14 protein-coding genes and 2 pseudogenes are annotated in these 20,258 nt (G+C 54.1%); 7 read left to right on the plus strand and 9 right to left on the minus strand.

Annotated features, from left to right (window positions below; all coding sequences use genetic code 11):
• Positions 1 to 541 precede the first annotated feature (541 nt).
• Positions 542 to 892: a helix-turn-helix domain-containing protein gene (locus OQ460_RS24065; protein WP_122762125.1), complete on the minus strand. Its 351-nt coding sequence runs from the start codon at positions 890 to 892 to the stop codon at positions 542 to 544.
• Between the two features lie 716 nt (positions 893 to 1,608).
• Here OQ460_RS24065 and OQ460_RS24070 point away from each other — a divergent pair.
• Both OQ460_RS24070 and OQ460_RS24075 read left to right on the plus strand, forming a co-directional pair.
• Positions 1,609 to 2,091, plus strand: a complete 483-nt coding sequence (locus OQ460_RS24070) for a hypothetical protein (protein ID WP_410019766.1) — start codon at positions 1,609 to 1,611, stop codon at positions 2,089 to 2,091.
• A complete protein-coding gene (locus tag OQ460_RS24075; protein WP_410019767.1) occupies positions 2,051 to 2,611 on the plus strand; it encodes a hypothetical protein in 561 nt (186 codons plus the stop codon). The genes OQ460_RS24070 and OQ460_RS24075 overlap by 41 nt, the downstream gene beginning before the upstream one ends.
• Before the next feature lie 97 nt (positions 2,612 to 2,708).
• On the opposite strand, the gene OQ460_RS24080 is transcribed toward OQ460_RS24075, so the two are convergent.
• Positions 2,709 to 4,334: a hypothetical protein gene (locus OQ460_RS24080; RefSeq protein WP_410019768.1), complete on the minus strand. Its 1,626-nt coding sequence runs from the start codon at positions 4,332 to 4,334 to the stop codon at positions 2,709 to 2,711.
• Between the two features lie 256 nt (positions 4,335 to 4,590).
• The gene (locus tag OQ460_RS24085) at positions 4,591 to 6,351 is read right to left on the minus strand and encodes a recombinase family protein (RefSeq protein ID WP_410019769.1); all 1,761 of its coding nucleotides are present in this window, start codon (positions 6,349 to 6,351) and stop codon (positions 4,591 to 4,593) included.
• A 50-nt stretch (positions 6,352 to 6,401) separates the two neighbouring features.
• Between OQ460_RS24085 and OQ460_RS24090 the strand changes: the two are divergent.
• Positions 6,402 to 7,259: pseudogene (locus OQ460_RS24090) on the plus strand (YifB family Mg chelatase-like AAA ATPase); the annotation flags it as partial.
• On the opposite strand, the gene OQ460_RS24095 reads toward OQ460_RS24090, so the two are convergent.
• Complete coding sequence (locus OQ460_RS24095) at positions 7,256 to 7,840, minus strand: TetR/AcrR family transcriptional regulator (protein ID WP_410019770.1); 585 nt, start codon at positions 7,838 to 7,840, stop codon at positions 7,256 to 7,258. The pseudogene OQ460_RS24090 and the gene OQ460_RS24095 overlap by 4 nt on opposite strands.
• Before the next feature lie 113 nt (positions 7,841 to 7,953).
• Here OQ460_RS24095 and OQ460_RS24100 point away from each other — a divergent pair, with 113 nt between their 5' ends.
• A complete protein-coding gene (locus OQ460_RS24100) occupies positions 7,954 to 8,868 on the plus strand; it encodes an ABC transporter six-transmembrane domain-containing protein (protein ID WP_410019771.1) in 915 nt (304 codons plus the stop codon).
• A gap of 3 nt (positions 8,869 to 8,871) precedes the next feature.
• Here the strand turns inward: OQ460_RS24100 and OQ460_RS24105 are convergent, their stop codons facing one another.
• From OQ460_RS24105 to OQ460_RS24115, 3 genes and pseudogenes are all read right to left on the minus strand, one after another.
• The gene (locus tag OQ460_RS24105; protein ID WP_410022093.1) at positions 8,872 to 9,732 is read right to left on the minus strand and encodes a methyl-accepting chemotaxis protein; all 861 of its coding nucleotides are present in this window, start codon (positions 9,730 to 9,732) and stop codon (positions 8,872 to 8,874) included.
• A gap of 42 nt (positions 9,733 to 9,774) precedes the next feature.
• Positions 9,775 to 10,875, minus strand: a pseudogene (locus OQ460_RS24110) (Cache 3/Cache 2 fusion domain-containing protein); the annotation flags it as partial.
• 160 nt (positions 10,876 to 11,035) lie between these two features.
• Positions 11,036 to 11,956, minus strand: a complete 921-nt coding sequence (locus OQ460_RS24115; protein WP_410019772.1) for a LysR substrate-binding domain-containing protein — start codon at positions 11,954 to 11,956, stop codon at positions 11,036 to 11,038.
• 151 nt (positions 11,957 to 12,107) lie between these two features.
• On the opposite strand from OQ460_RS24115, the gene OQ460_RS24120 reads away from it, so the two are divergent.
• Complete coding sequence (locus tag OQ460_RS24120) at positions 12,108 to 13,511, plus strand: NorM family multidrug efflux MATE transporter (RefSeq protein WP_410019773.1); 1,404 nt, start codon at positions 12,108 to 12,110, stop codon at positions 13,509 to 13,511.
• Positions 13,512 to 13,520: 9 nt separating this feature from the next.
• On the opposite strand, the gene OQ460_RS24125 is transcribed toward OQ460_RS24120, so the two are convergent.
• Positions 13,521 to 15,185: a putative bifunctional diguanylate cyclase/phosphodiesterase gene (locus OQ460_RS24125; protein WP_410019774.1), complete on the minus strand. Its 1,665-nt coding sequence runs from the start codon at positions 15,183 to 15,185 to the stop codon at positions 13,521 to 13,523.
• Between the two features lie 267 nt (positions 15,186 to 15,452).
• On the opposite strand from OQ460_RS24125, the gene rep reads away from it, so the two are divergent.
• Both rep and OQ460_RS24135 read left to right on the plus strand, forming a co-directional pair.
• Positions 15,453 to 17,462 carry a DNA helicase Rep gene (gene rep, locus OQ460_RS24130; protein ID WP_410019775.1) on the plus strand — a complete coding sequence of 670 codons (2,010 nt, stop codon included), beginning with the start codon at positions 15,453 to 15,455 and terminating at the stop codon, positions 17,460 to 17,462.
• Between the two features lie 56 nt (positions 17,463 to 17,518).
• Positions 17,519 to 18,091, plus strand: a complete 573-nt coding sequence (locus tag OQ460_RS24135; protein ID WP_410019776.1) for a xanthine phosphoribosyltransferase — start codon at positions 17,519 to 17,521, stop codon at positions 18,089 to 18,091.
• A 139-nt stretch (positions 18,092 to 18,230) separates the two neighbouring features.
• On the opposite strand, the gene OQ460_RS24140 is transcribed toward OQ460_RS24135, so the two are convergent.
• Entirely contained in the window at positions 18,231 to 20,153 is a 1,923-nt protein-coding gene (locus OQ460_RS24140) for an acetyl-CoA hydrolase/transferase C-terminal domain-containing protein (RefSeq protein WP_410019777.1), read from the minus strand.
• Positions 20,154 to 20,258: the final 105 nt, after the last annotated feature.

Below are 20,258 nucleotides of genomic sequence, written 5' to 3' on the forward strand. Positions count from 1 at the left end.
TTGGAATTTTTTTCATCTTAGTTATATATTATATCTATATATGAATAACTAAAAGCTTTTAAAAGCTTTCTACAAAGCTGGCTACGCCAGCTCCCAGAGGGATGCTATCCATAGTTTGCCTACCCTAGACCTCAAGCAAAAAAACTTTACTCAAGCTCTAGGGTAGGCCTTGGATAGCATTTGCTATCGTCATAGTCGTTAAATCTACGCTATGACTTTGGACACTTACAGTATGATTCGCTACTGTCTTTCACTCTGTCCAACACGTTTTCACGTGGCCTGCGAGTCGCTGAGTAAGAAAGAACCCCCGTTTCCCAGCTTGTTTTAATAAGATTCGTACCAACTAGTCACAACCAGATACGTCACCAGCAAGGGATACCTACAGCCTTGCAAATCCAAGTAATCAACTTAGACCTTATTACTTATAAATATTACATACAAATTAGATATGTCAAATTTTATTTGAAAAGCATCTGAGATAGCCATGAGGCTGGAAAGTTTTCGACCACTGGAAGATTGATCAACCAAGCGCAAAGAAAGGCTAACTATTACTACGTGATAAAATTGTCTGAGCGCTCTCTACAATTTCTTTGAGCAGCGCAGCATCAGCGGTGTGATATGCGATATCGCAAAGCGCATGTCGAAGATCATCGCATCCTTGCATTACATGAGGTGAGGGAGGCGAAGCGAAAAATGCCTCCACAGTGCACCCTAGCGCCTCTGCGATTTGCTCTAGTGCCTCGATGCTAGGCGCATAGCTTCCCCGTTCGTAGCGGCTAACGGTCATAGGTTCACAACCTAACGCCTCTGCGAGACCGGCTTGAGTCTGCTTCCTATCCAAGCGAAGAGCTTTGATACGCTTTCCAAGCGCCTTTACGGCTGTTTGAGTCATAGCAAAGCCTGATAAAAATCAGATACTTGCACCTTAGAGTCACGTCAAGAAGATCATTTTTCGTATAGCCATTGATCTAATATAGACATATTCAGTATAGTTAATCGCCAAAGGGATCGAGCGTCCCTTGCCGCCAAACACCGCAGGCGTAGGTATCGGTTATTGTCTCGCATGGGTAGCGTATTAGCGCAACTCGGCAGTGAATAGCGGCCTAACAGTGCGGCAACTGGACCAACGATAGAGATAATATCCAGTGTCAAACATTCCTCTACTGATCAATGGAAAATATATAAGTGAAGACGGCAGCTCTCACGATACTTATTCTGAGGCATTTGCTGCAAACCTGCGATTAGCTGAACGGAAAAGGCAGTACGGAAAAATTTCCAACCCTTGGAATGCTGTCGATCTGCTAGATGAGAACGATATATCCTTTATTACATATGCACTAAGCATAATATGGTTCTTAGCGCTATGCATATTAGGATACAACCATCATTGGTGGCGGTTCATAGGGGTTTTTGCTCTATTCATCCCTATTCTACTACTAGAGATACTCGTACAAAGGATCCCAAAAACGTTCCGAACGCTATTTTTCTTGGTAAGCGTAATAACAACTCTGTTATTAATCCTTTACATGAGACTCAAATAAATCACACAACATAGAAAACCTGACAACCAAAAATTTATTCAATCTTGATCATTGACAGGTAGCAGTGATGAAAATAATTGCCAATTCTATGGTTCTGAGCTGCTTACTGCTCGCTACCTCAGCAAAAGCTGAAATAACCCAAGCTGAGGTCAATCTAGACTTCGGCCGATTTGCGGGCTTTTGGGTGTACGAAGGCTGTGAAAAACAAAATATCAGTGGCAAATGCTGGTTCATTATTGAAAGGAAAAAGGAGCTTTACGGAAATAAAGAGTATTTTTCATACGCAATGCAGAAAGCCATCCCTGCAAAAGCTGAAGTGTTGGAAAAAATATGCGGCGATTTTAAATATACGACAGGCTTTACTGTTACCAACTTACCAGACAAGGCCATTTGCATTAAAGTCATTGGAGCGGGCAATCAAGCAGAGCTGTATTACCCGGTTGGATATACCGGGCACGGGACTTACAAAATCAGCAAATCATCCAAGGACGAATTCATGAAAAGAAGTGATGAAAGATTCAAAAATATGCGAAAAAATACAAACTGGTAAGCTCTTAAAAAACGTCAACAAGCGAGAGACAGAAACCATGAATAAAATGATTATGTGGGTAACAATTAGTTTTTCAATTCTTTCTGCTAGTGCAAAAGCAGAAGTTACACAAGCAGACGTCAACCTCGATTTTGGTCGATTTGCAGGATTTTGGGTATACGATGGCTGCGAGAAAGAAAACATCAACAAGAAGTGCTGGTTCATTATTGAAAAGAAAAAAGAGCTTTATGGCAATAAAGAATATTTCACCTATGCAATGCAAAGAGCAATTCCAGCAAAGGCTGAAGTGCTGGAAAAGGCATGCGATGATTTTAAATATACGACAGGTTTTACTGTAACCAACCTGCCAGATAAAGCTATTTGCGTTAAGGTCATTGGGGCGGGTGACAACGCTGAACTTTACTACCCTGTAGGATACACAGGTCATGGCACGTATAAAATAAGTAAATCTTCTAAGGATGAGTTCATGAAGAGAGCTAATGAAGAATCAGAACTCTTAAGAAAAAAAGCCAACCGTTAACTTTAAGTTATATATGCCCACTTTTGAAAAGCGGGCTTTTCTATATTCTGCGCTGACATATCTTCATCTGATTTTCTTTTGCATAAGCGTATATAAATTATAGCTCTGGAAGCCTTGCTTTGGATTTTCTTTTGGAAACTAGTTTCTTCAGGCTATTGCAAGCGTCTAAAATATTCAGCTTAAATCTATCAGTCTTAGTGTGTATTTTGTCGTTCGGAATATCAAGACATTCCCGTAGTAAACGCTCACGCATGTTATACATATAATAGACTCTATCACTAGGAGATAGAGAACTGAGCATCCTAAAATTTTCACTCTTGAACTCTGCAAATACACGCCTCATGTCGAGCTGTTCACTAGCTGTATGAGCCAATAGAGCAATAGACTTTTCTACAGCCCAGACTTGATTAGCTAGAGCCTTTCCATTCGCTTGAATATTTTCCAGTAGAGAGTTATTTTCGCGCTCCAGAATAAGTTTCTGGTTATTTAAAGCCTCAATGGCGGCCTTGGTATCATTGAACTCCTTCTCAAGTGCTAGGTTATTTAAAATAATCAGGTTGGTTTGTTCTGCGAGCAGCTTGTTCTTTTTCACAAGTCTCGACCTTAGCCTGTCACCAGACGATATATTCTTACGAAGTCGATCTTGTTGTGTCGTTAGGATATTTTTTTGCTGCTCTGCTTTTGCCAACTCGCTCTTTGACATACTCAACAGATTAAAGCCCCTCATTATTTTTGCTTTATGAGCGTCTTCTGCTATTAGCTCAAGCTTTTTCTTATGCGCTTCTGTTTTCTCATGTATAGATGCTTCTATTCCATAGCCAAAATTGGATAGTCGCTTATTTACGTACTCATAAACAAGACGCTGATAAGACTCACCTATTGTTTGTGATGCTTTGAATGAATTGTTCGCCTTGGCTGGCTCACCCTTGCTTTTAAGGTATCTATTTACCAAATCAAGCTGGGCCTGTACTAGATCATATTGACCCGTTTTCGAATTCTTGCCAAATATGAATATGTGAGGATGCACGCCATTATCAATTTGCTCTAGACTTGAAACTTCATCACCATGAAAGACGCAAGCTTTAATTTCGTAATCTGATAGGTATCTCTTGTGAAAGTCGTAGATTATGCGAACATAGTCAACAGGTTTTATTTCGTCAATATTGTTTCTGGCTGGGAATTTAAAAAAGCATTCCTGTACTACAGTTTTGCTTTTGTGCAATGAGTTATTGCCTATTGCAATAATCTTGTTGTGTAGTTCTACGTAACGGCCTATGGCATTTTTCTTGTCGTTTGCGCGCCTCACACCTATAAAATCGACTTCATCAATCAGAGAAGGTAATAACTTACTGTTGTGGGCTTCCAGAATGCGCTTTATAAGTGTTTTGATGGCTTCCGGTTCATCCTCCTTGATTAATAGCTTTTTAAGCTTGTGGGCGTATTTGGAGCGGTCGTCTTTGAGCTTTGAAAGATCTCGGTGAATGTCTAAATCATTCTGAACCGACTTCATTATCTCATCAACAATTGCTTGCCTATCCTCAAGCGTCAAACTGTCAAGTCTAACCAGCTTGTTATTTTGAAGGATGAAGTTCCGATCAGATAAGTCTAAATTAAATTCAAGTTCCTTCTTCATGACTAAGCGTAAGCTGTGGTCAAGTGAACTCTTCAACTGAGATAGGCCGGGGGTATTTTTTACTTTGCCTCGTTGGGCAGAGTAATTCATTCGTTTCCATAGCATGGTAGTATTCTTTAGATCATTCATTAAGTCCTCATAGGTTGTTATCTTTTCTTCTGCTTCTGCCGTTCCGGCAGGAACCCGTGAAATACTCTCAAGCGAAGCGTCTTTCCGAAGGAAAGTGTGAGAATTTCATCAACGGGTTGATAAAAATTCGCATTTTTAATCTACCTAACTTTATCCTATCATGTGTTTCAATCTTTTCAAGATCCGATAGTATCGATTAAATCACGCTCGGACAGCCCTATATCCTCAAAGGAACGATTCTAAATTCGTCATTGGCCCATTTAGCTTTTTTCTCTTCATTACTCAAACTAGCCCATTCTTCGATCTCTCTCATGTCTTTCATACTTTGCTCAGGTGTCGCTGGCGGTAATATATTTGCAAAAACGCCCCGCTCATGAACATACCTTACAATGCCGCTTTTAAATCTTACTTCGGCAACCTGTAAGTCAAAGTTTAAAACTATACTATCGACTATAAGTTTCAGCCTTGCATTTATCTTAGACCTTATTTCGAATACCGTATTTTCATCAGCCACACTATCCAACTCTTGCAGAGCCCTGACCTCATTTTTTAAGTCCGCCTTTTGCTGCTCGATTGCCTCTAGAATACGAGCGTCCAACGCGTGCAACTGCGACTTTATTTCTGCCAGCCTCGCTTCATTTTCGATAGCTAGCTCCCTTTCAACATTGGAAACTCGCCCCTTTAGCTCTTTAAAGTCAAGTTTGAAATTATCGAGCATTTCGCCAATAGCAACTCGCTCACTTTCAACTTTATACCGCTCATTTACGAGTAGCTCGACTTTATCCTCATCACGCATTATGCTTTTTATGTCTGCTTCTGCTAGATAGCTGAGAATCATAGCTTCAACTTTTTCATACTTCCATGATTTATACGAACAGGAACCGTACTTAGCTCTGTAACAAACTAGATATCTGCCCCCTTTTTTTGGGTCTTTCCCTTTATTAACGTGATGAGCAACAGCCCCGCATGCAGAGCAGAAAGCTATTTTTGTGAAGAGATTACTAAATCTCAAACCTTTGTTTCCCTGCCCCTCAATCTTCCGAGCATCCTTCTTAATCTGAACACGATCAAAAAGTTCCCTTGCTATTATCTGAGGAAAATAACCTTCTATCTCGCTGCCATGCTTTACTCTGGTACGTTTCCCGCCAACTTCCAACCACTGCATAGGTTGGTAATTCCCTAGAACAGCCCTATTTGCAAGTATTTTTCTAACATACGTCACTTGCCAAAAGTCGCCATAGTTACTATTTTTTCTGGCATTTTCTCTTGTAAATGTCGGCACACCGCGCTCTGTTAAAATTCGGGCTGTAGCAACTGCTCCAATATTGCTATCTGACAAACGGAATATTTCTTTGACTACCGCCACACGGGTATCTATTTCCTTTATCACCCTCTTGATGCCACCACTTTCTAGCTTGATAGAGTCAACCGACAGCCACAATGGGACTCTAGATGTTGCAATCTCTCCAAAATCTGCTGCACGTCTTTTTTTACTATTCCAAGCTTCCTTTACCCTCATACCTTTTTCTTGAGACTCTTTGTAACCGCGCTGCAACTCCCCAATAGCTATATAGAGCGCGCTAATATCGTCGCCTCTCTGATAGATTTGAGAACCAGAAGTTATAGCGATTCGCACGCCCTTTTCTTGAACAAGTCTGAGTATGATTGGAAGACTTTCAAGAGGGTTCAAGCGTGTAATGCGATTTAATGCCTCTACAGCAAGATAATCTCCCGCCTTGACTACTCCACTATCTACCGCGTCTAAAAATGCTTTAAAGCGACCTTTTAGCAGGTTTTTTCCTGTATATCCCGAAACACCGAGGTCATTTAGATTCAGGCTCTCGTCTATTTGAGCGCCCTCAGCGACTATCTCAGGTCGAGCTGAAAACCGAGCTATCAACTCCTTCTGGCGGCGTAAGCTGTCACCTCTTTTTTGTTCTTCGCTACTGAAACGAACATATGGCCAGATTTTGGGCATTTTGGGACTCTTTTTTTGTAAAAGGTCTAATGGGTCCAATGGTAATCTAAATCCTGTTCAGCGGGCCACCCGGCACCGGCAAGACCTTGCTCGCCAGCCGTCTGCCAGGCTTGTTGCCACCCTTGACCGAACAGGAAGCGCTAGAAGTGGCTGCCATCCAATCCGTGGTCAGCCTGGCGCCGTTGAGTCACTGGCCGAACCGGCCGTTTCGCCAACCCCACCATTCGGCATCAGGTCCGGCGCTGGTAGGCGGCGGCTCCAAACCGCAACCCGGGGAAATTACCCTCGCCCATCATGGCGTGCTGTTTCTGGACGAGCTGCCGGAATTTGATCGCAAGGTCCTGGAAGTGCTGCGCGAGCCGCTGGAGTCCGGCTACATTGTGATTTCCCGCGCGCGTGACCGGGTTAGCTTTCCGGCACGCTTTCAACTGGTGGCCGCGATGAACCCTTGCCCCTGCGGCTACATGGGTGAACCGAGCGGGCGCTGTCGCTGTACACCGGAGCAGATTCAGCGCTATCGCAACAAGCTCTCCGGGCCGCTGCTGGACCGTATCGACCTGCACCTCACCGTAGCCCGGGAAAGCACGACGCTGAACCCGAGCCAACAGAGCGGCGACACCACCGCCACCGCAGCATTGCAGGTAGCCACAGCGCGGGAGCGCCAGCAACGACGCCAGGGCTGCGCCAATGCGTTCCTCGACCTGCCGGGGCTAAGGCGCCACTGTGCCCTGTCGAAAGCAGATGAAGGCTGGTTGGAGACGGCCTGCGAGCGTTTGACCTTGTCGCTGCGCGCCGCGCACCGGCTGCTCAAGGTAGCGCGCACCCTGGCAGATCTCGAGCAGATGGATGGCATTGCCCGCCATCACCTGGCTGAAGCGCTGCAGTATCGGCCAGCAGCGACCAGCTAATGGTCCCTGGGCAAATCCAAAAGTAACCCCGCCACTTCCAACACCTCATCCAGCGCCGCCGCCGCCGACTCGGTGGAGGGCTTGAGCATCAGGTCATCGGCATAGCCCATCGCCACGGCAAACAACTGGCGGGCAGCGCGTGTGGGCGAGTCGCAACGAAACGCCCCGCTCGTGACACCCCGCTCGATTACCTCGGCGAGCATGGAGGGCCACTGGGCGTTAATGACCAGGTAAGCCTGGGCCAATTCCGGATCATGCATCGCCTCGTCCCACGCATCCAGCCAAAGTGCCCAGCCCGCATCGGCGGTGCAAGGCAGGCAATCACGCAGGAACCCCAACAGCGCGTCCATGGGCGGAGCATCTGCCAGGGGCGCACGCACTTCGTCCAGTTGCTCGTTGGCGAACCGCACGAATGCTTCGCGGCGCAGTTCTTTCCAGTCGCTGAAATAGTGATAGACGTGGCTGCGGGACAAGCCGGCATGGTCGGCCAGATCGCGGGTGGAAACATCAGCAAAACCCTTGCTGCGAAACAGCTCCAGGGCAGCGGCGATGATCTGGTCTTTACGATCGATACGCGACATGTGCACTTCCTTTGAGCACCGGCAGATAAGCGGCACTTGCTTTTTGAGCGATCGCTCAAGGATACTTGAGCAGTCGCTCAATAATAGCGTCTATTCCTCCTTTGGTACACGCCATGTCATCCGTAACCCCACAGATCCTCATCGAAGAAAGCAAAAAAATCGGCCAGCAATCCGCCAGCCAGACCCTCAAGGCGATTGCCAGGGCTTACCCCGGCAAGCTGTTTTGCACGCTATCGCTGGTAGGATTGGAGAACGCTCTGCTGCTGGCCTATCCACTGTTCGCAGGGTTCGCCGTGGACTCGATCATTCGCGGCGACGCCGCCAGCGCAGTGCTCTACGCAGCTGTAGTCTTGGCGTTCTGGGTAGTCGGGGCGGCACGACGGGCGTTGGATACCCGCACCTTCACCCGTATTTACGCCGACCTCGCTGTGCCGGTGATTCTCAATCAGCGCCTGCAAAACCACAGCACCTCACGTGCCGCGGCGCGGGTAGTGTTGGCGCGAGACTTTGTCGACTTTTTCGAGAAGCACGTTCCCATCATCGCCACCGCGCTGGTGTCCATCGTCGGTGCGGCGGTGATGCTGCTGGTGATCGAGCCATGGGTTGGCCTGGCATGCCTGACGGCACTGATCTTGTGCGTCACGCTGTTGCCACGCTTCGCGCGCAAGAACCAGGAGTTGCATGAACGTCTGAATGACCGGCTCGAAAAGGAAATCGGCCTGGTGGAAAAAGTCGGCGCCCAGACCTTGCAACGCCACTATCAAGTGCTGTCGCGCCTGCGCATCTGGCTGTCGGACCGCGAGGCCGCCGCGTTTCTGTTTATTGGTTCACTGGCGGCACTGCTGTTCGTCATCGCAATCAGCCAGTTGGCAATGTCACCTGCGGTCAAGGCCGGTCATGTGTATGCGGTGATGACCTATCTATGGACCTTTGTCGGCAGCCTGGATGAAGCGCCAGGGATGGTCGACCAACTGGCGCGTCTCAAGGACATCGGCAAACGCGTGGACCCGGGGCTAGGGGATCGATAAGCCTCAGCGGAAGCGATCGACCTCGTGGCGCAAACCGGCCGCGAGGGTTTCCAGTTCCTTGGCAGTGATTGCCAGGTTCGACACCACTTCACGCTGCTCGCTGTTAGCCAGTGCAATGCTTTGCAAGTTGCTGCTGAGCAGGGTCGCAGTGCTGCTCTGTTCCTGAGTCGCGGTGGTGATTGCCGCGAATTGCTGGCCGGCCGAGCGGCTTTGCTCGTCGATGCGCTCCAGTGCCAACGCCACGTCAGCGTTGCGTGACAGGCCTTCCTGCATCAATACATTGCCTTGCTCCATGGTACTGATGGCGTTGCCGGTTTCCTGCTGGATGCTCTGGATCATCCCGGAAATCTCATCGGTGGCCTGGCGGGTACGCGACGCCAGGTTGCGGACTTCATCAGCGACCACCGCAAAACCCCGGCCTTGCTCACCGGCCCGCGCGGCTTCGATAGCCGCATTGAGCGCGAGCAAATTGGTCTGCTCGGCAATCGCGGTAATCACCCCGACAATCCCGCCGATTTCCTGGGAACGTTGGCCAAGGGTATTGATCACCGTGGCCGTACTGTTCAGTGCAGTGGCGATATGCTCCAGGGATGAAGACGCCTCTTGCATCGAAGCTCGCCCGATCCGGGTTTGTTGGGTATTTTCCTGGGCCAGGCGTTCGGTACTGCCCATGTTGTCGGCAATGTTCAGGGAGGTGGCACTGAATTCCTCCACCGCGCCAGCCATGCTGGTGATCTCACCGGACTGCTGCTCCATGCCTTCGTAGGCACCGCCAGACAACCCAGACAGCGCCTGGGCGCGACTATTGACCTCTTCGGCAGCCTTGCGGATATGCGACACCATGGTCGACAGCGCTTCCCCCATCTGGTTGAAACTGCGCGCCAACTGGCCTATTTCATCGTGGCTTGCCACGTTCAGGCGCGCACTCAAATCACCCGCACCCAGAGCCTCGGCCTGGCGCACCAGATCCCCCAAGGGCTGCAATTTGCTGCGCAGCAACCAGACTGTCGCGCCTACCGCCAGTAACATCGCCAACACACTGCCGATCACCAGGCGCAGTCCCACTTCCCACGTCACCGCACGGATCTCGGCCTTGGGCATGCTGGCCACCACCGACCATGGGCCACCGTCGAACGGTACCGAAACACTATAAAAGTCTTCGCTCTTGTCACTCCAGAAACGCCCCTCACCCGGTTTGCCGGCAAGGTCGAGCATTACCGTGACAGCCTGCTCCGGCGCCTGTACACCTGCCGGCGCAACCAGCCAGCGCTTTTGCTCATCGAGCAAGGCCAGGGAGCCGGTCTTGCCGATGCGAAAACGCTTGAGGTTGGCGAACTGGGCGTTCTGCGCATCGGTGTAGTCAAAGCCGATGAACAACACCGCGATGACCTTGCCGCTGGTATCAAGCACCGGGCTGTACTGGGTCATGTAGGAACGTTCGAACAGTACGGCGCGGCCAATGTAGCTTTGCCCGGCAATCAAACGTTGATAGGCCGGCCCCTGGCGATCCAGCACCGTGCCGATAGCGCGACTGCCATCCTGCTTGGTCAGGGATGTACTGATGCGGATAAAGTCTTCACCGCTGCGCACAAACACCGTGGCGACGCCGCCGGACATCTGCTTGAACTCATCCACATCATCAAAGTTATTGTTCAGCACCTCGCTGCCCAGATACAGACCGGGTGTCTGCATGCCTGCCACGTTGACCGGCTGCTCGGCACGTACACTCAAGCCGGCACCAAAACGCTTTTCGAAGAGCCCACTCAAGCGTTGAGTACTCTCGCGCAGGGTGCTGTGGAAGGTAGTGAGTTGGTCGGCGAGCAAGCGCGCTTCGCTGGCCAGATGTTCTTCCCGGGTGTCGAGGTTGGCGGCGTCCAGGGAGCGCAGGGCAAAGACGGTACTGGCGCTGATAACGACAGCCAATATCACCGCTAAGGCTATGCCCAGTTGCGAAGCAATGCGGGCGCGTGGTTGAGACATGACAGCTCCTGGCCGAGGCCGGATCATCCTGATCTCACAGCGCTCATCGGCAGTTTTCTAATAGGGGGGCACGCTGGGCCGCAATGCAGTGGCAGCTGCGACACCTTTACTTCGGCGTCGCCCGGCAATACTTGAGCGAATCACAAGGGTATCCGCTGCATGCATTACCTCGGGGCGCAATATCGATTCAGTCGAGACGTTCGACCACGGGTAATTGCATGGCATGCACTTCACTCTGGAGGAAATCCGAAAGCCTGCGCAGGCGTTCGCCACCGGGGCGGGTTTTCGGCCATACCAGATAGTAGCTCTCGCCACTGGCCACGGCGGTCGGCCACGGCAGGCTCAAACGGCCCTGGGCGACATCTTCTGCCACCATCAGCAAATCCCCCATGGACACGCCGTACCCGCGGGCCGCGGCAATCATGCCCAGCTCCAGGGTGTCGAACACCTGCCCGCCCTTGATCGCGACCTGCGACGCAAGCCCGGTGCGCTCCAACCACCGCCGCCAGTCGCGACGGTCTGGCGTGGGATGCAGTAACTCGGCGGCGGCCAGGCGCGCGACATCCCACGGCCCATCGCTGAGCAAGTTGGGCGCTCCCACTGGTATCAGCAATTCGGGAAACAGGTAGCTGGCTTCCCAGTCCGGCGGGAAGTGGCCATCGCTCAATAGCACCGCGCAGTCGAACGGTTCCTGGTTGAAGTCCACCTCATCAATGCTCATCCAGGCACTGGTCAGTTGTACTTCGTTGCCCGGCTGCAAATGCCGGAACCGACTCAATCGCGCCAGCAGCCAGCGCATGGTCAAGGTGGACGGCGCTTTCATGCGCAGGATGTCATCTTCGGCGTTCAAGGTATGGCAGGCACGCTCCAGCGCGGCAAAGCCCTCGCGCACGCCGGGTAACAGCAGGCGCGCAGACTCGGTGAGCTGCAAGGTACGTCCGCTGCGCTGGAACAGGCGACAGGCGAAGTGCTCTTCGAGAGTTCGAATATGCCGGCTGACCGCACTTTGCGTGATGGACAGCTCTTCAGCCGCACGGGTGAAGGAGTTGTGCCGGGACGCAGCTTCAAAAGCGCGCAAAGCATAAAGTGGAGGAAGACGACGAGACATGGAAAACGCTCCGACAGTACGACACTGCACCCTACCAGAATCATCAATGCATGAGTTTTAATCATGTGAATGATCGCATTTATCCCTTTGTGCAATGCGCTGAGAGCGCCGAAAATCAAGCCTTTCGCCATTCCTTGAATCGTTGAGCGTGATGACCATGCAGCATCCGGTACGTACCGAACTCTGGGCCATTCTACGGCTGTCAGGGCCGTTGATTGCCTCACAGTTGGCCCACATGCTGATGGTGCTGACCGATACCTTGATGATGGCCCGCCTGAGCCCCGAAGCCCTGGCTGGCGGCGGCCTCGGGGCGGCGAGCTATTCGTTCGTCTCGATCTTTTGTATCGGCGTGATCGCCGCTGTCGGCACTCTGGTCGCCATTCGCCAGGGCGCGGGCGACATCGAGGGCGCCACCCGCTTGACCCAGGCCGGGCTCTGGCTGGCATGGTTGATGGCACTGGCAGCCGGCGTGCTGTTGTGGAACCTCAAGCCGGTACTGCTGCTGTTCGGCCAGACTGAAACCAACGTGCAGTCGGCCGGGCAGTTCCTGATGATCCTGCCGTTCGCCCTGCCCGGCTACCTGACGTTCATGGCCTTGCGCGGCTTCACCAGCGCGATCGGCAAGGCAACACCGGTGATGATCATCAGCCTCGGCGGCACGGTGATCAATTATCTGCTGAACCATGCGTTGATCGAAGGTATGTTCGGCCTGCCGAAGCTCGGCCTGATGGGCATCGGCCTCGTGACCGCGATTGTTGCCAACTGCATGGCCCTGGCACTGCTGTGGTACATCAAATACAACCGCTCCTACGCCGCTTATCCATTGGGCCAGGGCCTGATGCGCCCCAACCTGCACTATCTGCGGGAACTGTGGCGGCTGGGCTTGCCGATTGGCGGGACCTACGCGGTTGAAGTCGGCTTGTTCGCCTTTGCGGCACTGTGCATGGGCACCATGGGCAGCACTCAACTGGCCGCGCACCAGATTGCCCTGCAAATTGTTTCGGTGGCGTTCATGGTTCCGGCCGGTATGTCCTACGCCATCACCATGCGCATCGGCTCGCATTACGGTGCAGGGCAATTGCTCGATGCGCGGCGGGCCGGGCGGGTCGGGATTGTCTTCGGCGCGGTGGTGATGCTGGGGTTTGCCATGGTGTTCTGGTTGTTTTCCAACCCACTGATCGGGCTGTTCCTGGACCATGACGACCCCGCCTTTCGCGATGTCATCAGCCTGGCGGTGAGCCTGTTGGCCGTGGCGGCCTGGTTCGAGCTGTTCGATGGCGTCCAGACCATCGCCATGGGCTGCATTCGTGGGTTGAAGGACGCCAAGACCACCTTTCTGGTGGGCCTGGGCTGCTACTGGCTGATCGGGGCGCCCTCGGCCTGGCTGATGGCGTTCACCCTGGGCTGGGGGCCGACCGGCGTCTGGTGGGGTTTAGCCCTGGGCCTGGCGTGTGCGGCGGTAAGCCTGACATGGGCGTTCGAGGCGAAGATGAAGCGGATGATTCGGCAGGAGCCAGCCATTCTCCGGGGATTCCAGGCTGCACTGCCTGACTAGCCACCAGGCTTAGCCCAGTAACGCCTGCTGGCTATTGCCAAACGTCAGATATTCCACCAACTTCGACAATGGCAGCGGCTTGCTTATCAGATAACCCTGGGCCTGGTCACAACCGAACAATCGCAAAAGCTCAAGCTGCTCCGGTGTCTCCACGCCCTCGGCCACCACTTCCAGGTTGAGGTTGTGGGCCAGGTTGATCATCGCATGGACCAACTTGCGATTTTCCTCCCGCTCTTCCATGCCGCTGACAAAACTCTTGTCGATTTTCAGCAAGGCAATCGGCAGGCTGTTGAGGTGGACGAAAGATGAGAATCCGGTACCGAAATCATCCAGGGAGAAGCGCACGCCCAGGCGCCCGAGGGCATCCATGGTCTGCTTGACCAGATCACTGCGGCGCATTACCGCGGTTTCGGTGAGTTCGAATTCCAGCCACTGGGCCTCAACCCCGCGTTCGGCAATCAAGCGGCTCAAAGTCGATAGTAACTGGCTGTCCTGAAACTGGCGAAAGGACAGATTGACCGCCATATGCAACGCCGGCAGGCCGCGCTCGCGCAGGTCTTGCATGTCACGCAGGGCACGGGAAATCACCCAGTACCCCAACGGCACAATCAAGCCGCTCTGCTCGGCCAGCGGCACGAACTCGCTGGGTGGCAGCAGGCCGCGCTCGCCATGACGCCAACGCACCAGGGCCTCCAGGCCAACGATATGCCCATCATCCAGGTCCAGCCGGGGTTGGTAGTGCAACTCCAGCTCGTCACGACGCAGCGCCCGGCGCAGTTCGCTTTCCAGGTCGGCGAGACTGCGGGCATTGCGGTTGATGCGCTCGTTGAAAATATGAAAGGTGCAACCTTGGGTACTTTTGGCTTGCTGCATGGCGATATGGGCGTGCCACATCAACGGGTCGGCGCCAGCCTTGGCGCGAGCATGGGCCACGCCCAGGCTGCAACCGATCAGCAGGCTCTCGCCATCGACCCAATAGGGTTCGGCCAGGGCTTCGGTGATGCGCTCGGCCATCCACTCGGCACGTTGGGGCGCTCGACGGGTGTCGATCAACAAGGCGAATTCGTCACTGCCCAGGCGCGCCAGCTGATCGCCGACCTCCAACTGACTCTTGAGCCGCGAGACCACCTGCAGGATCAGCCGGTCGCCGGCCTGGTGACCCAGGGCATCGTTGGCGTGACGAAAGTTGTCCAGATCCAGGTGACCTAGGGCCAGGCCACGCCCGTCGTTTTCCGCCAAGCGCGCGGCCAGCAAGGTCTGGAAGCCCTGGCGATTGGCGATACCAGTCAGCGGGTCCTGCTCGGCCAGGCGTTGCAGGGTGTTTTCCAGCACGCCCCGCTCGCGGACATGACGCAGGCAGCGGCGCAAGGTGTCGCTATCCAATGAGCCACGAATCAACCAGTCGCTGGCGCCCAGAGGCGGGACCAGTGGCTCCAGGTCCAGCAGCAGCACGGTAGGCAGGCTGCAGCGGCCGGGACCGGGTTGCAGGCTGGGGGTGGTCAGCAATATGGCCGTATGGTCGTCATCGAACAGACTGCTTACCGACTCCCAGTTTGGCGCACTGATCAGCACAGCCCCATCGCCCATCGGCGCCAGGCACTCGCGCAATAACGCTGCCCACACTGGCTCTTCGGCCAGTAGCAGCAAACGCAAGGGTTCGACAGGCGTAGACAAGCTAGCTCCCTAGACTCTGCAAGATTTCGTTGGCGGCGGGCATTATGACGTGCAGCCTGATAATGACCAATGATATTGGTTATCAAATACGCACAGTGTGATTTCAGATCGAACAATAGACCAAATACCCGGCACATCCTGCGGCAAAGTAACAAAAGCGGCAAATTTAGATCGAGTGGTACGTCACACTGTCGTACAGAGGCAGCAGAATCTTGCCAGCCTGTTAAAATGCCTGCCCTTTTTGTTCGATGACCCCCAAAAACTCGTATGTCCCGACTCAATCCCCGGCAGCAAGAAGCCGTGAACTACGTCGGCGGCCCTCTATTGGTGCTCGCCGGCGCTGGCTCCGGCAAAACCAGCGTGATCACCCGCAAGATCGCGCACCTGATCCAGAACTGCGGCATCCGCGCCCAGTACATCGTCGCCATGACCTTTACAAACAAGGCTGCGCGCGAGATGAAAGAGCGTGTCGGCACCCTGCTCAAGGGTGGCGAAGGCCGTGGCCTTACCGTGTGTACATTCCACAACCTGGGCCTGAACATTATCCGCAAGGAGCATGTGCGCCTGGGCTACAAGCCGGGCTTCTCGATCTTCGACGAGACCGACGTGAAGTCGCTGATGACCGACATCATGCAGAAAGAGTACGCAGGCGACGACGGCGTCGACGAGATCAAGAACATGATCGGCGCCTGGAAAAACGATCTGATCCTGCCGCCCGAAGCCCTGGAAAACGCGCGCAACCCCAAGGAGCAGACTGCCGCCATCGTCTACACCCACTACCAGCGTACGCTCAAGGCGTTCAACGCCGTGGATTTCGACGACCTGATCCTGCTGCCGGTCAAGCTGTTCCAGGAACACACCGACATCCTCGAAAAGTGGCAGAACAAAGTCCGCTACCTGCTGGTGGACGAATACCAGGACACCAACGCCAGCCAATACCTGCTGGTGAAACTGCTGATCGGTATCCGCAACCAGTTCACCGTGGTGGGCGACGATGACCAGTCGATCTACGCCTGGCGCGGCGCCCGCCCGGAAAACCTGATGCTGCTCAAGGACGACTACCCGTCACTGAAAGTGGTCATGCTGGAGCAGAACTATCGCTCCACCAGCCGCATCCTGCGTTGCGCCAACGTGTTGATCTCCAACAACCCCCACGAGTTTGAAAAACAGCTGTGGAGCGAGATGGGTCATGGCGACGAAATCCGTGTGATCCGTTGCCGCAACGAAGACGCCGAAGCCGAGCGCGTGGCCGTGGAGCTACTGACCTTGCACCTGCGCACTGACCGCCCCTACAGCGACTTCGCCATCCTCTATCGCGGCAACTACCAGGCCAAGCTGATCGAGTTGAAGTTGCAGCACCACCAGATTCCGTATCGCCTGTCCGGCGGCAACAGCTTTTTCGGGCGCCAGGAAGTAAAGGACTTGATGGCCTACTTCCGCCTGATCGTGAACCCGGACGACGACAACGCCTTCTTGCGGGTGATCAACGTGCCGCGCCGGGAAATCGGCTCGACGACCCTGGAAAAACTGGGCAACTACGCCACCGAACGCAAGATCTCGATGTATGCCGCCACCGACGAAATCGGCCTGGGCAAACACCTGGACACGCGCTTCACCGATCGCCTGGCGCGCTTCAAGCGCTTCATGGACAAGGTGCGCGAGCAATGTGCCGGCGAAGACCCGATCAGCGCCCTGCGTAGCATGGTCATGGACATCGACTATGAAAACTGGCTGCGCACCAACAGCTCCAGCGACAAGGCCGCGGATTACCGCATGGGCAACGTCTGGTTCCTGATCGAAGCGCTGAAGAACACCCTGGAAAAAGACGAAGACGGCGAAATGACCGTCGAAGATGCGATCGGCAAGCTGGTCCTGCGGGACATGCTCGAACGCCAGCAGGAAGAGGAAGACGGCGCCGAAGGCGTGCAGATGATGACCTTGCATGCCTCCAAGGGCCTGGAATTCCCCTACGTATTCATCATGGGCATGGAGGAAGAAATCCTCCCCCACCGCTCCAGTATCGAAGCCGACACCATCGAAGAAGAACGACGCCTGGCCTACGTGGGCATTACCCGCGCTCGTCAGACCCTGGCCTTTACCTTTGCCGCCAAACGCAAGCAGTACGGCGAAATCATTGATTGCGCGCCCAGCCGCTTTCTTGATGAGCTGCCGCCGGACGATCTGGCCTGGGAAGGCAATGACGACACGCCGACCGAAGTGAAAGCCGTTCGCGGCAATACCGCTTTGGCCGATATCCGCGCAATGCTAAAGCGCTAGAATCGACTACTTTTTAATCACTTTCGGCGCCCCTTGCGCCACCAGAGGAAGCTTTTGTGGAAGCACTGCACAAGAAAATTCGCGAAGAAGGCATCGTGCTTTCCGACCATGTACTCAAAGTCGATGCCTTTCTGAACCATCAGATCGACCCGGCGCTGATGAAGCTGATCGGCGACGAATTTGCCGCATTGTTCAAGGATTCGGGAATCACCAAGATCGTCACCATCGAAGCCTCAGGGATCGCGCCAGCGATCATGACCGGTCTGAACCTTGGCGTGCCGGTGATCTTCGCCCGCAAGCAACAATCCCTGACACTGACGGAAAACCTGCTGTCGGCAACGGTGTATTCGTTCACCAAAAAAGTGGAAAGCACCGTGGCGATCTCCCCACGCCACCTGACCAGCAGCGATCGCGTGTTGGTCATTGACGACTTCCTGGCCAACGGCAAGGCGTCCCAGGCACTGATATCGATCATCAAGCAGGCCGGCGCCACCGTGGCGGGCCTGGGAATCGTGATCGAGAAGTCGTTCCAGGGTGGCCGTGCGGAGTTGGATGCGCAGGGTTATCGGGTCGAATCCCTGGCCCGCGTAAAATCGCTGGCCGGTGGGGTCGTGACCTTCATCGAATAAGCGATGCGCTTGACTGGGCACAATTAAAAATGTGGGAGCGGGCTTGCTCGCGAATGCGGTATATCAGTCACCAGATTTATTGACTGGCCCACCGTATTCGCGAACAAGCCCGCTCCCACATTTGGTTTTGTATTGGCTGTCAGTGCGCTGTGGCCTTCAGGCCGGCGAGTAGCAGCCGCTGATACAGATCCTCTTTAAGCCCCTCCGGCCTGTCCAGGCGCATCCGCTGCAGATGTGCAGGAAACGCCGCTGGCTCCGGTGCATCCAGCGCCGCCTTGCCCAGCTCCAGAACCTCCGTCAGCTTGAACTTGCTCTTGAGCCAGTTCAGCGCGCGCAACAGGTCCCGCTCCTCATTGGTGAAGTCGCTGCCCAAGGGATACTCCGGAAACAGCCTTGAATGATGCGCCTGAATCGCCTGCAAGCGCTCGGGTGTGTTGTCGGCAAAACGCGGATTGAGTTGGAAGCCCTTGGGCAATTTACCGGCTTTTTGTGCCTGCTCGATCAAGTCGGCCTGGAACCGTGAGTCAGTGATATTAAGCAGCGCCTCAATCACCTTAGCGTCAGTCTGCCCGCGCAGGTCAGCAATTCCATATTCGGTAATCACGATATCGCGCAAGTGGCGCGGAATCGTGCAATGGCCGTACTCCCAGACAATATTGGAGCTGACTTCACCGCCCGACTCGCGCCAGCTGCGCAAAATCAGGATCGAGCGGGCACCCTCCAGGGCATGGCCCTGGGCCACAAAATTGTACTGCCCGCCAACGCCACTGAGCACACGTCCATCCTCCAACTGGTCCGCCACGCCTGCGCCCAGCAGGGTCACGGTGAAGGCACTGTTGATAAACCGTGCATCCAGGCGCTGCAAACGCTTGAGTTCCTCTTGCCCATACAGCTCGTTGATGTAGCTGATGCGCGTCATGTTGAACTCAAGGCGCTTGCTCTGCGGCATATCCCGCAGCCGCTCATAAAAGCTGCGCGGGCCGAGGAAGAAGCCGCCATGCACCGAGATTCCATCCGGCTGCGCAGCTTCGTCCAGCGTTCCGGCGTTGGCCTGCTCCTGGGTCGCGACATCCGGGTAGACCTTACGCCGCACAATCCCCGCGTCGGCCAACACCAGCAAGCCATTGACGAACATCTCACTGCAACCGTACAGGCCACGGGCAAAAGGCTCGACCCCACCTTCACGACTGATCAACGGCGCCCACTGGTATACATCCAGGTCGCTGAGTAACTGCCGATAGCCTTCGTTATCCGCCTGGCGCGCCAACAATGCAGCGGTCAACGCATCGCCCATGGAGCCAATGCCGATCTGCAAAGTACCTCCATCGCGCACCAACGTACTGGCATGCAGGCCGATAAAATGATCCTGGAAGCCCACTGGCATATTCGGCGTGGAAAACAGCGTGGTGCGGTCTTTTTCATCGATCAGAAAATCGAACTCATCCATGCCCAGCTCAGCATCGCCGGGCATATAGGGCAAGTCGTTATGTACTTGACCTACCACCAGAATCGTTTCCCCAGCTGCGCGGCGCCTGGCGATCATTGGCAATAGGTCAAGGGTGATATCGGGATTGCAGCTCAAGCTCAGTCGGTCCGGATGCTCGCTGCTGCTGGCCACCAGTTGCGCCACCAGGTTCAGGCCAGCGGCGTTGATATCCCGGGCTGCATGGCTGTAGTTGCTGCTGACATAATCCTGCTGGGCCGTGGCGCTGTGGAGCATGCTGCCGGGCTGCATGAAGAACTGCTGCACATGAATGTTGGCCGGCAGGCTGTCTTTGTGCAGGTCGGCCAGGAAATCCAGCTCGGGATAATCACCGAATACCCGTTCGATAAAGGGTTCCAGGAAGCGCTTTTGCAAACCCTCGCCCAACGGCGGACGGCCCAGGCTCAAGGCGGTGTAGATCGTCAGCGCACGATCCGGCAACTTGGCGATGCGTCGGTACAAGGCATTCGCGAACAGGTTCGGCTTGCCCAGCCCCAAGGGCATACCCAAATGAATATGCGCTGGCAAGCGTTCCAGTACATCGTCGACCGCTTGCTCGATTGAACACAACTGCACCATCCGACCCTCCCGAACATTCCATGAATTGGGGTTGGACCGAGCTTGCCGGGTCTTTGCTGCAATGAACAGCCTCGCGAGGAAAATCGCAGGCACAAAAAAGCCGCT

Origin of the sequence: Pseudomonas imrae (assembly GCF_046352735.2) — a bacterium.
In the GTDB taxonomy this organism is placed as follows: Bacteria; Pseudomonadota; Gammaproteobacteria; order Pseudomonadales; family Pseudomonadaceae; genus Aquipseudomonas; species Aquipseudomonas imrae.